The 11,836-nt window shown below is 64.4% G+C and carries 12 protein-coding genes; 6 read left to right on the forward strand and 6 right to left on the reverse strand.

Features of this window, described 5'->3' with window-relative positions:
• Positions 1-117: 117 nt before the first annotated feature.
• Positions 118-1,380 (forward strand): diaminopimelate decarboxylase, encoded by a 1,263-nt coding sequence (lysA, locus tag IEY28_RS11385; RefSeq protein WP_188997502.1) that lies wholly within the window; start codon positions 118-120, stop codon positions 1,378-1,380.
• A 1-nt stretch (position 1,381) separates the two neighbouring features.
• On the opposite strand, the gene IEY28_RS11390 is transcribed toward lysA, so the two are convergent.
• The 3 genes from IEY28_RS11390 to IEY28_RS11400 all read right to left on the reverse strand — a co-directional run bounded on the left by IEY28_RS11390 (position 1,382) and on the right by IEY28_RS11400 (position 6,039).
• Entirely contained in the window at positions 1,382-2,638 is a 1,257-nt protein-coding gene (locus IEY28_RS11390) for a dihydrolipoamide acetyltransferase family protein (RefSeq protein WP_188997506.1), read from the reverse strand.
• 3 nt (positions 2,639-2,641) lie between these two features.
• Positions 2,642-4,795 carry an alpha-ketoacid dehydrogenase subunit alpha/beta gene (locus IEY28_RS20980; RefSeq protein ID WP_396275580.1) on the reverse strand — a complete coding sequence of 718 codons (2,154 nt, stop codon included), beginning with the start codon at positions 4,793-4,795 and terminating at the stop codon, positions 2,642-2,644.
• Between the two features lie 95 nt (positions 4,796-4,890).
• Complete coding sequence (locus IEY28_RS11400; RefSeq protein WP_188997510.1) at positions 4,891-6,039, reverse strand: acyl-CoA dehydrogenase family protein; 1,149 nt, start codon at positions 6,037-6,039, stop codon at positions 4,891-4,893.
• A 267-nt stretch (positions 6,040-6,306) separates the two neighbouring features.
• Between IEY28_RS11400 and IEY28_RS11405 the strand changes: the two genes are divergently transcribed.
• The 3 genes from IEY28_RS11405 (at position 6,307) to IEY28_RS11415 (ending at position 8,174) form a co-directional block, all read left to right on the forward strand.
• Entirely contained in the window at positions 6,307-6,711 is a 405-nt protein-coding gene (locus IEY28_RS11405) for a VOC family protein (RefSeq protein ID WP_188997521.1), read from the forward strand.
• Positions 6,712-6,759: 48 nt separating this feature from the next.
• Positions 6,760-7,698, forward strand: coding sequence for a glutathione S-transferase family protein (locus IEY28_RS11410; RefSeq protein ID WP_188997524.1), 939 nt, complete (start codon positions 6,760-6,762; stop codon positions 7,696-7,698).
• A gap of 95 nt (positions 7,699-7,793) precedes the next feature.
• The gene (locus tag IEY28_RS11415; RefSeq protein ID WP_188997526.1) at positions 7,794-8,174 is read left to right on the forward strand and encodes a winged helix-turn-helix transcriptional regulator; all 381 of its coding nucleotides are present in this window, start codon (positions 7,794-7,796) and stop codon (positions 8,172-8,174) included.
• 293 nt (positions 8,175-8,467) lie between these two features.
• Here the strand turns inward: IEY28_RS11415 and IEY28_RS11420 are convergent, their stop codons facing one another.
• Positions 8,468-8,827, reverse strand: coding sequence for a group I truncated hemoglobin (locus tag IEY28_RS11420; protein WP_188997529.1), 360 nt, complete (start codon positions 8,825-8,827; stop codon positions 8,468-8,470).
• 238 nt (positions 8,828-9,065) lie between these two features.
• Between IEY28_RS11420 and IEY28_RS11425 the strand changes: the two genes are divergently transcribed.
• Both IEY28_RS11425 and IEY28_RS11430 read left to right on the forward strand, forming a co-directional pair.
• Positions 9,066-9,308 (forward strand): DUF7123 family protein, encoded by a 243-nt coding sequence (locus tag IEY28_RS11425; protein WP_188997531.1) that lies wholly within the window; start codon positions 9,066-9,068, stop codon positions 9,306-9,308.
• Positions 9,309-9,551: 243 nt separating this feature from the next.
• On the forward strand, positions 9,552-10,805 hold the full coding sequence (locus tag IEY28_RS11430; RefSeq protein WP_188997533.1) for an endonuclease/exonuclease/phosphatase family protein: 1,254 nt from the start codon (positions 9,552-9,554) through the stop codon (positions 10,803-10,805).
• Between the two features lie 261 nt (positions 10,806-11,066).
• Here IEY28_RS11430 and IEY28_RS11435 read toward each other — a convergent pair whose 3' ends face one another.
• Together IEY28_RS11435 and IEY28_RS11440 are read right to left on the reverse strand one after the other, a co-directional pair.
• Positions 11,067-11,387 (reverse strand): DUF5783 family protein, encoded by a 321-nt coding sequence (locus IEY28_RS11435; RefSeq protein WP_188997536.1) that lies wholly within the window; start codon positions 11,385-11,387, stop codon positions 11,067-11,069.
• Positions 11,388-11,434: 47 nt separating this feature from the next.
• Positions 11,435-11,821, reverse strand: a complete 387-nt coding sequence (locus IEY28_RS11440; RefSeq protein WP_188997538.1) for an ACT domain-containing protein — start codon at positions 11,819-11,821, stop codon at positions 11,435-11,437.
• Positions 11,822-11,836: the final 15 nt, after the last annotated feature.

Genomic DNA, 11,836 nt, shown 5'->3' on the forward strand with positions numbered 1-11,836 from the left:
TGAATATATTTTGCCGAGGAAGCTGTGCCGGTAGCCGGCCGAGCCACATATCGGGCGACGCCAGACGTTTCGTACAACTGTGAAAGTACTAAATAAATGGGCGTTTCAGGGACCACCATGCGACACTCCCGCAACGATCGGCGGAAACGATTGACCGAGCAGGTCGGCCGGGTCCTCGCGGACGTCGGGACGCCTGTGTTGGTCTTCTTCGAGGCGGATATGCGCGAGAGCTACGACCGACTACGGTCGGCACTCGACGACCAGTACCCGGAGTCGAGCGTCTACGTCGCGGTGAAGGCGAACTTCCTACCGGACGTGTTGGGCCTGTTCTCGGAGTGGGGGGCGCGGGCCGAGGCGTTCGCCAACTGCGAGATCGAGGCCGCGATGCGGGCCGGTTTCGACCCGGGCGACGTCCTCGTGACCGGGATGAACTGGGACGCCGACAGGATCGACCGCGCGCTCGCGAGCGGTGTCGATACGTTTCTCGTCGACAATCGTTCGGACCTCGCGACGCTACGGTCGGTCGCAGTCGAGGCCGACCGCCGCTGTGACGTACTGCTTCGGGTCAACCCGGAACTGGACGTCCCGACCCACCCGGACATCGCGACCGGGACGCCCGGGAGCAAGTTCGGGATGGAGCTATCGGGTGGCGACGTGATGGCGGCCGCACGCACGGTCGCCGGCGACGACCACCTCCGTCTACACGGCCTGCAGACCCATCTTGGCAGCCAGATCGACAGTCCGACGCCCTACCAGACGGCGACGCGGGCACTCGTGGAACTGGCCGCCGATGTCGAACGCGAGACGGGCGTCGCCGTCGACACCATCGACGTAGGGGGTGGGTTTCCGGTGACGTACGACGAACAGGTTCCGCCGATCGAGGAGTACGTGTCGGTCATCGCCGAGACGGTTCACAGTGCCTGTACGGACCTCGGCATCGACCCGCCGGAACTGTGTCTCGAACCGGGGCGGTACCTCTTTGCTCCGAGCGGGGCGCTCCTCTGTTCGGTCGGCCTCCTCAAGGAGACTTCCTCGGCGACCTACGCCGTCCTCGATACGGGCAAGAACACCGTGCTGGCCCAGCAGTCGGTTCCGATTTACGCCCCCTTCACTGACGGGCCGTCCCGGGAGTACAGCGTCGCCGGCCCCCTCTGTTACTCCGGCGACGTGTTCGCAGACGGGGTGCTACTCCCGGCGTTGGACCCCGGCGACGTCGTCGCGCTGGACAGGGTCGGCGCCTACGCCATCGGTCGGGAGACGCACTTCAACGGCATGCCGATGGTCCCGGTCGTGGTCGTAGACGCCGACGGTGGGTACGAGGTCGTCCGCGAGCGCGAGACGTGTGCCGACGTGTTGCCAAGCGACGGGACCGGCGACTGAGTCAGGGCGTGACGGTCAGCAACAGTTCGTCCCGGTCTTCGAGCAACGAGAGCAGCGTCGTCATGAACTCGGTCGCGTCCGTCCCGTCGACGACGCGGTGATCGAACGACAGCGACGTCGTCATGCGCTTGCGGACGCCGATGTCACTGTCGTTTATCGCCACCGGTCTGTTCGTTATCGGGCCCAACGCGAGGATGGCGACCTGTGGGTAATTGATTATCGGGGTGCCATAGCGACCATACTCGTCGTAGCCGCCGAGGTTCGAAACGGTGAACGTCCCGCCCCGAAGGGCCGACGGTGCGAGTGTCCCCTCGCGTGCGGCCTCGGCGTGACGCCGGACCGTTCTGGCGACCTCGACGATTGACTTCTCGTCGACGTCGTCGACGACCGGCACCACCAGTCCGTCGTCGGTGTCGGTCGCGAACCCGATGTTGTAGAACTCCTTTTTGACGAGTTCGTCGGCCCGGTCGTCGACGGCGGCGTTCATCACCGGGTGGGCTTCGAGGGCCGGGACAACGGCCTTCATCAGTAGGGCCGTGTGGCCCACGTCGGTGTCGTACCGCTCGTCGAGCCGGTTCTTGACCGCGAGGAACGCGCCGGCGTCGGACTCGTACCCCGAGGAGACGTGTGGGACGATGGTCTTCGACTCGACCATCCGCTCGGAAATGCGCTTTCGAACACCGGTCAACGGTTCCCGCGTGGTCGGTCCCGCCGGGTCCTCGACCGAGTGTGGCGTCACCTCCGTAGTCGGGTGCCGTATCGCTTTCCGCGTCGACGAATCTCGCCCCGTGTCGGTTCGCACTCGGTCGATGTCGTTTCTGGTCACTCTGCCGTGTTCGGTGTCGATGGCAGTGATGTCGACGTCGTGGCGGCGTGCGTAGCGCCGCGTACTCGGCATCGCGACGACCCGTTCGGTCGTAGAGTGGGTCTGGCCGCCGCCGTTCGCGCCCGGTACCGGTGTGTCCGCAGGCGGGTCGGTCGTCGCCTCGGACCCGTCTGTCTCACCCGTCGGGACCTCGTCCGTCTCGAAGACCGCGATGACGTCACCGACTTCGACACGGCCCCCGGCGTCCACACGGAGGTCCGTCACCGTTCCGTCACAGGGGACGGGTATCTCGACGACGGCTTTCTCTGTCTCGACGTCACACAGCGGTTCGTCCTCCGTGACCGTGCCGTCCGGGTCGACGTACCACTCGAGTACCGTCGCTTCGTGCAGTCCTTCACCGATGTCGGGGAGACGGAATTCGTAGGTTGCCATTGGTCAGTAGGTGTGTTCGACGACGCTGTCCACCGCGTGTGCGATTCGTCGTGCGTCCGGAAGGTAGTCCGCTTCCACGTCGTGGCCGGGAAAGTGGACGTCGTATCCGGTGGCACGTCTGACCGGCGCCAGGAGGTGCTCGACGAGGTGTTCGTTGACGAGCGCCGAGAGTTCTGCGCCCAGACCCATCGTTCGCCGGGCCTCGTGGGCGATGACACAGCGGCCGGTCTTCTTGACCGACGCGAGGATCGTCTCGACGTCTAGCGGTGACAGCGACCGCAGGTCGAGTACCTCCACATCGGCGCTGACGCGGGTCGCCGCCCGCACCGCCTCCGGTACCATCCCACCCCACGTCAGGACTGTCACGTCGCGGCCGGTCTCGACGACGCGTGCACTCCCGAGATCGACTGTGTAAGGCGTCTCGGGAACGGCCTCGGTCTGGCTCCGATAGAGCCGTTTGGGTTCGAGGAACACGACCGGATCGGGATGTCTGATGCTCGCGGCCATGAGCCCCTTCGCGTCGACCGGTGAACTCGGGCAGACGACACGGACGCCAGGGGTGTGGACCAGAAACGACTCCGTGGACTCGGAGTGGTACTCGGCGGCCTCGACGCCGCCGCCGTAGGGAATCCGGACTGTGACGGGGACGTCGATGGCCCCGCCCGACCGCTTGTGCAGTTTCGCCAGCGTGTACATGAACTGGCCGAAAGCGGGGTAAAAAAAGCCCAGAAACTGTATCTCCGGCACCACGCGGTAGCCACGCATCGCCATCCCGACAGCCGTCCCGACGATTCCGTTCTCCGACAGCGGCGTCTCGATGACGCGCTCGGGCCCGAACTCCTCGTACAGCGACTCCGTCGCCCGGAAGACCCCACCCATCGGCCCGATATCGTACCCCAGTAACACGACACTGTCGTCACGGCGCATCTCCTGTCCCAGCGCGTCGTTGATGCCGTCGATGAGCGTCGTCTCGCTCGTCTCGCCGTCGGGGAGGCGCTCCCGGGTCGCAGACAGCGAGACGTCGTCGACGGCCGCGGCCACGTCCGTCGCGGCGTCGAACGGGTTTCCACCCCGTTGTTCGGCTTGGAGGGCGGCCCGCTGTCGCCGTTCCGTCCACGAGTCCCCGTGGAGGTGGTTGTCGAACATCCGCTCTGGGTCCGTCGTTGGGACCGAGCGCGCCCGATCGAGGGCCGCCTCGACGCGCTCAGTCGCCGCCCGCTCGATGTCGGTCACGGCCGCCGGCGTGAGGACACCGGTGTCCAGCAGGTGGGCTTCGAGGCGAGTCTTCGGGTCGCGCTCGGCCCAGAAATCGGCCTCGCGGTCGTCCCGGTAGATACTCGCCTCGTCGGCGGTGTTGTGGTTGCTCCGCCGGTAGGTGACACACTCGATGAAAGTGGCACCGCCCCCATCGGCGGCCCGTTCGACGGCCTCTCGCGTCACCTCGTACACCGCGAGCGGGTCGTTCCCGTCGACGCGTTCGTGCGGGACGCCGTGTGCGACGGCCTTCTGTGCGTACGTCTCTGCGGCCGACTGGGTGTGCGACGGGACGGAGGTCGCCCACTGGTTGTTCTGACAGACGACGACCGCTGGCGCGTCGAACACGCCGGCGAAGTTGAGCGCCTCGTGGAAGTCGCCCTCGCTGGTCGACCCGTCGCCGATGTAGGCAAGCGAGACGTGGTCCCGGTCGGCGAGCGAGTCCGCCATCGCCGACCCGACGGCGTTGGTCACGTTGACCGCCAGCGGCGCGTACATCGGCACGAAGTTGACGCCGTCGGCGCCGTCCCCCGGGAGGTGGTCAGCGACAGTTTCGGGGGCCCGACCCATCAGCCTCGCAAACTGGGCGTCGAGTGGTGCGTCCCAGTACAGCGCCGCTGCCGTCTGCCGGTAGGTCATAAACACCCAGTCGTCGGGACGGAGCGCGGCCGCCGACCCAAGCGCCACCGCCTCCTCGCCCAGCGACCGCGAGGTGATGCTGATGTCGCCGCGTCGCTGGAGGCTGATACACTTCTCCTCGAAGGCCCGTGTCAACACGATACAGCGGTAGAACGATTCGAGTTCGTCCGGACCCAAGGCCGGCATCTCGTCGACGATATCGCCCTCGGGGTCCAGTATCCGATAGAAATCCATGTCCGGCCGCGATTCGGTCCATTTGACCATCCCTGCCGTATCATTTTACTTCAGATAGATATATTTTAATATAACTAGCTAGCGTATATTTTCGACGCATCTCGCGATCCGCTTCCGGGCCGGATTCACTCCTCTAGAAGCTGTCTCGCGATGGCGGACCGTATCGACTCGCTCGTTCCTTCGATAATCGTCGTCGCACGCAGGTCCCGGTAGTACTTCTCGAGCGACGGGCCCGTCGACCCGGTGTCGGGGCCACACAGTTCGAGCCCCCTGTCGACGACGTCGATCGCCGTCTCAGAAGCGTACAGTTTCGCCATATTCGCGAGTCGCTCCGACCGTGCCTCGCCGGGTCGTTCGGACAGTGCGTGCCCGGCACGGTAGGTCAGCGACCGCGCGGCAGCGACTGACGACCTCAGGTCGAGGTAGCACGCGTCGCCACGCGGCTGTGACCGGTGGGACGGCGGACAGTCCTCGGCCGCGATCTGTTCTCCGACCCTCTCGACGACGGCGCTTGCGGCACCGAGCGCCTCGGCGGCGACTGTCGCCCGCCCCGCAGCTAAGAACGTGAGTAGCTGGGCGAACCCGTCGTCGACCTCGCCGACGAGGTTCGTCGCGGGGACCCGGACAGCGTCGAACTCGACGGCGGCGAAGTCGGCCGCACGCAGGCCGAGCGTCCCTGCCAGCGTCTCGGTCTCGATACCGGGTCGGTCACTCGGGACCAAGAACGTACTGATACCGGCGTGTCCGGCGCCGGTGTTGGTCTTTGCGAGTACCACGAGTACGTCGGCGACGCTCCCGTTCGTGACCCACGTCTTCGTTCCGTCGAGGACCCACTCGCTACCGTCGCGACGCGCCGTCGTCTCTATGCTGGCCACGTCGGAGCCGTGGTCCGGTTCCGTGATGGTGATCGCGGAGACGGCTTCCCCAGCGGCGATACGGGGTAACCATCGGGACTTCTGCTGTCGTGTCCCGTAGCGGTCGATGAGCCGAGTGCCGGCGTCGGCGCTGATCAGTGCCGTCCCGATTCCGGGGTCGGCCCGCCACAGTTCCTCCGCGATGAGCAGAGCGTCACGGACGTCCCTGCCCGGGCCGTCGAACGCCGTCGGAACCGTCGGTGCCACGAACCCATTCTCAGCCGCCTTCCGGCGAATCGCCGCCGGATAGCTCTCGTCGCGGTCGTGTTTCGCTGCCGCCGGCCGAACGTGTCGCTCGGCGAAGGACCTGACCGAGTCACGGAGGGCCTGCCGCTCGTCAGACAACGTACAGTGTGACACACCAGTTGTATCCGGCCTCTTCGAACCTTAATCATGGTGGTAAGTGATGAAACGATACAGAATCGACCCGACGAGGGACTCACAGCAGATGCTCTCCGGGTTGTCCCGTCCCGAATCGATCAGCATGGGTGAGTAGGTTCAGACGATCCGACGGTCTCTCCAGACGGTCACTGGGCCATCGACTGGGGTAGTTATCCGGATGTGACCTGCTCAATCGTAGATTGCCTGAACTATATCCCGATAGCCCGTCACTGATGAGACGAACCGATGAAAGCAGCACGTATCGACCACGTTCACCTGCGAATCCCGGAGGACGAACTCGAGCACGCGATCGAATTCTATCAGGGGCTCCTCGGGTTCCAGATCGAGGGGTTCGACGAGTACGAACGGGGCGAAACGCCGATTTTCCACGTCCGTCTCGCGCCAGAGACGATCATCCACATCAGACCGACAGACGACTTCGTACACCCTGAGCGTCAGAACTTCGACCACCTCGCGATCATACTCGAGGCGGATATCGAAGACGTCAAACAGGAACTGGAGGATGCCGGTGTGATCATCGAGCGAGAAGGGACACCAGACGGAGCGACAGGCGAAGCCCCCGCTATCTACGTTCGGGACCCGTTCGGGTATCTCATCGAACTCAAAGAGCCCGTACCGGAGACAGCATAGTCGACTAGAACGAGCAGAAACGCCCGACATTACACTACACGATTATATATGGGACGACTCATCGATGGCGATTGGAAGACTGACGCCGAATTGACCGAGAACGACCGGAAGCAACGACAGGATACCTTCCGAGAGCGGATCCACTCTGGGTCCCGATTTCCGCCGGAGCCGGGGCGCTATCACCTGTACATCGCCCGGGCCTGTCCATGGGCACACGGCGCCGTCTTGGTCCGGGCACTGCTCGGGCTCGAAGACGCGCTCTCGATGGACGTCGTCGACCCGTACCGTGGAGCGAATGGCTGGCAGTTCAGCCCCGAGAAATCCGGGTGTACGCCGGACTCACTCCACGGGTCGGACTTCCTCCACGAAGTGTACACGGAAGCCGACCCGGAGTTTACTGGGCGCGTCACCACGCCCGTCCTCTGGGACCGCGTCGAAGGGACCATCGTCAACAACGAATCTATCGAGATCATGGAGATGCTTGCGACGGCCTTCGGTGGCCACAGCGATGGTGCTGACCTGTACCCGGAGGGGAAGCGCGACCGAATCGACGCCGTCGTCGAGGAACTGTACGAACCGATCAATCAAGGTGTGTACACCGCTGGATTCGCCGACTCACAAGCGGTGTACGAGGAGGCCGTCCGGAACCTGTTCGACGCCCTCGACTACTGGGAGGAGGTCCTCGCTGACCAACGGTTTCTGGTTGGCGACGCGCTGACCCTGGCGGACCTCCGATTGTTCCCCGCGTTGGTCCGGTTCGACCCCGTCTATCACACCCATTTCAAATGTACGCTCCAGCGACTCGTCGAGTATCCGAATCTCTGGGGGTACACGCGAGACATCTATCAACACGATGGCGTTCCGGCGACTGTCAACCTCGACCACATCAAGGAGCACTACTACCAGAGTCACACAGCTATCAACCCGACCGGCTTCGTCCCCGTGGGGCCGGATATCGACTTTACGGCCCCTCACGGTCGAGGGTGACGACACGCGGCGGGTTCGACGCCGGCACGCACGGCAGACAGGACGGTGCGAGGGGCCCTAGGCAAACTATTACATGACGACTCCGAACGACTGGTATGGTCCCAGAGCCCGACGAAGAAATCGACGAGAACCACAACGCGGTTCGAGAACGCACACCGACGGCGTGTGCGGGCGTCCGATCGCTCGACCAGTTCGGAACGAAGTGGCGGCTTCGGATCCTCTACAATCTGTTCGAGGGTGACCACAGGTTCAACGAACTGAAACGAGCGTCGGGGGCGAGTTCGTATACGCTCTCACGAGTCCTCGAATCGCTCGAAGAAGACGGTATCGTCGACCGTCGTGTCGAACCGGGTCCACCCGTCGAGACACACTACAGCCTGACCCGGAAGGGAGAAGCGCTCGAGCCGGTGTTCGACGCAATCGATCAGTGGAGTACAGAGTGGCTAGCGGAGACAGACGAGGGGCCCTCAGTGTAGGTACTCGTCCAGTGCGTGGGCGGCGAGCAGTGGTACCTCGGTACTGACTAGGCGCGCTCGTTGCGCTCGCCTCACACCCTGCTGATACTGACGGCCGAAAGTTCGTGTCTCAGCGGCCATCGACGTAGACCATCGCGTTCAGCTGCGGTGCCTCCACGTGAGACCGACCGCCACCCCGACAGCGTCGAGACGGTCCAAACCGACCGCTGTGACAGCTCTCGGTCGTGGTACACGCTGGCTATGTGGCCTCCACCGATGCACCGAGGACCGACGGCAACCGGCGCCGGCCCGGACTACTGGCCGAGGACCGGCGCTTTCAGGTCGGCGACGTCCGCGAGAATCTGTTCGACTGACGCCTCGTCGACCCCGTTCGCTCGCAGCGCCGCCTCTAAGTGTTGGGCCACCGCCTGAAAGTCGCGCTCGTCGAGGTCGAGATGTGCGTGTGCCTCCCGCATATCCGCACCGGTGTACTCGACCGGACCGCCCGTGACCGAACTGATGAACTGAATCTGGTGTGCGCGCAGATCCGCCATGTTCTGGTCCTCGAAGTAGCCGACGAGTCGTTCGTCGTCGAGCACCGCATCGTAGAAGTCCGAGACGACTGCCTCGACTGCTTCGCGACCACCGATCTCGTCGTAGATGCTTCGTTCCATTGTCGCGGTGGAGAATTTTGCGAGCAGCAATAAAAACCCAGTTCCGAACACGTTCGTTCGCCCTGTGTCAGCACGTGCCGCTGTCGCTCCATCGGTGTGAGTGAATACGGCGACCGCACCCCGCGCTCGAACGACCACGACACCGGCTTCGATCCGTTCGCAGGGTCTCCGTAAGTCCCTACTGCTACCCTATACGGTGCGTAACTAATGGTCGGTCTCCCGACTTCTCGACCGAGCAATGAACGCGACCGTCGACGGGGGCGACGAGGCGCTCACCGAGAAACAGCGGCGCATCCTCGACTACCTGAAAGCGAACGCCGACACGCAAACGTACTTTAAGTCCAGACTCATCGGCCGGGAACTCGGGTTGTCCGCGAAGGAGGTCGGGACGAACATGACCGTCCTCGAGACGGGTGACTACGGTGTCACGGTCGAGAAGTGGGGGTACTCGACGTCGACGACGTGGCGGATCGAGGCGTGACGACGATGCTCGATGCCGTTCGTCGTGTCGGTCTGCGTGGTGGCGAATCCGCCGTCGAGTTCGCCGACAGAATCCCGGCAGTACCCGTCGGATCGTGCTGTGGCCGTCGGTCACGTCCACGACCAACACGCCACCGCGAGCAGTGGGATAGTACTTTGCCACCAGCCAGTCAACACGAGAAAGTGAATGATGCCCTCCGAAGGTAGTCAGTCGCGACTCACTCGTCGGACCGTACTGCACACTATGGCTGGCCTCGGCGTCGGTCTCGCGTCAACGGGGGCCGTCTCGGGTCGCTCGGCGGCCGTGGCGACGCCGACTGTCCTGACACGCAACGTGTATCTCGGACTCGACCTGACTCGACTCTTTCGAGCGGAGTCTCTCGGGGACGTAAAGCGCATCGCAGGGCAGTTTCTCGACGAAATCGACCCGTCGGTGTACGAGGCTCGGGCCGAGGCTATCGCGGGAGAGATAGCCGCGACGGACGCGGATGTCGTCGCCCTGCAGGAGGCGGCAACGTTCCGGAGTCAACGACCGAGCGACTACGGGTCCGAGAGCGAGGCGTCGGCCACAGCGGTCCTCGTCGACATGCTGGCTGAGATAACGTCGGCGCTCGCTGCCCGCGGTCTGGACTACACCGTAGCCGCCGAAACCGTCACGACCGACCTCGAACTTCCCGCGGCCACCGACGAAGGGACCGTCGACGTCCGCATCACCGACAGAGACGTGTTGCTCGTCCGCAGCGACGTAGACGTCGGGTCTGTCGTGACCGACACGTTCGATGCCGCGCTCGAACTCCAGATTCCGGACAGTAGCAAGACGGCCGTCCTCCAGCGCGGGTTCTGTTCTGCGACAGTACAGATGGGCGAGGGGACGTTTACTGCCGTCTCGACGCATCTCGAATCGGTGACAGAGCTGTTCCGCCTCTCACAGGCGAAAGAGCTACTCGACCGCGTGCCCACGGCCCAGCCAGTCGTCCTCTGTGGCGACTTCAACAGCGGTCCGGGCGGGCAGACGTACGACCGCCTGACCGCGTCCTTCGACGACGCCTACGCGGTCCGTCGTCCCGACTCGGAGGGGTACACCTGCTGTCAGGCGTCGGACGTGCGGAACGACGAGTCACAGTTGACCCGTCGAATCGACGCCGTCCTCTACCGCGGCGGGCTCCGACCGACGACGGTCCGGCGAGTCGGCCACGAACCCAGTTCCCGAGTCGAAGCCAGAGCCCACGGAGAGACCATCACTGTGTGGCCCTCGGACCACGCCGGCGTGGCCGCGACGTTCGAACTTCCGACGACGACGCCGACGGCCACACCCGAGCCGACGACGGACCCGCCCGCGTCGCCGACCGAGAGCGACTCGACGGCCACCGAAACCCCGTCGCCGACAGCCACCACGTCACCGACGGCCACAGTGGGTGGGTCTGGACCGGGGATGGGCCTCACTGCGGCCGTCGCCGGGATGGTACTGGGCGTCCTCGCTCGGGCGTTCCGCGATTGAACCGTCCCCGACCGCTGTCGGTATCACGGGATACCGCCGCTACCGGCCGTCGAACGCCGAACGCGGCCGACTCGTGCAGTATAGCTGGACAGATCTACTATCTAGCTATACCACTCCGAACTCCGATTCGAGACCGGCGTCGACGGCGTACTCGTCGTGTGGCCGAGACCGCGTGACGTCTCTGTGTGGAACGCCGATTGCTCCTGACAGATTCGCGCCGTCGACAGACAGATTTGCCAGCGCGTGGCTGCTGACGGACGGTTACGTTTCGAACTCGAAGATACGACGCAGTTCGCTCTCGATATTGGCCGTAAATGCCGCGAGGACGGTCTCGAACGTCTCTTCGCTGCCCGGAAGCGACGCCGCACGCGCGTCGACGTCGTCCGGGAGCGCGATACTGAACTCCCCGTCCCCCTGGTACACTGGTTCGCTCTCGCTGAGGACCTGTCGGTCTATCGCCCGGAGTACCTCGGAATCGTACTGGCCGTGGAGGTTCTGATAGGCGTTCGAGTACGCCGTCTCCAGTTCCTCGAAGTAGTACCGATACTTCTCCTCGAACTTGTCCGGGTCGAACTCGGTCATTGTCGAGTGCTGGCCGCACAGGCAGTAAAGCGTTCTGTGACCGGCCGCTACCCGCGTCGAACGTCACAGCCCAGTCCGTCGAGCGTCTGGAGGGCCGTATCGAGGTCCGACTCTTTGATCAGAACGTGGTCCGTGGAGAACGCCGAGAGGACGAACACCGACACGTCGGCGTCGGCCAGCGCCGACGCGACCACCGCCAGAAACCCGACGAGTTCGAACGGGAGTTCGACGTCGAAGGTCAGTCGCTTCCAGCCACGTTCCACGTCGGTGGCCGCCGCCACGGTGGGACTGGCCTCGTCGACGACGACCGTGGTCTCTGTCTCGTCCTGCACGGTCGCGAACGCGTTCGGGTCCGGTCGGTCGGTGCGGCAGACGGCGTACGCGCCATCGTCGACGCTGACTGTGGCGCCCTCCAGAAAGTCGTGTGGGTCCATGCTGGTGTCTATCGA

It is taken from the genome of Haloarcula pellucida (assembly GCF_014647235.1).
GTDB classification, from domain to species: Archaea; Halobacteriota; Halobacteria; order Halobacteriales; family Haloarculaceae; genus Haloarcula; species Haloarcula pellucida.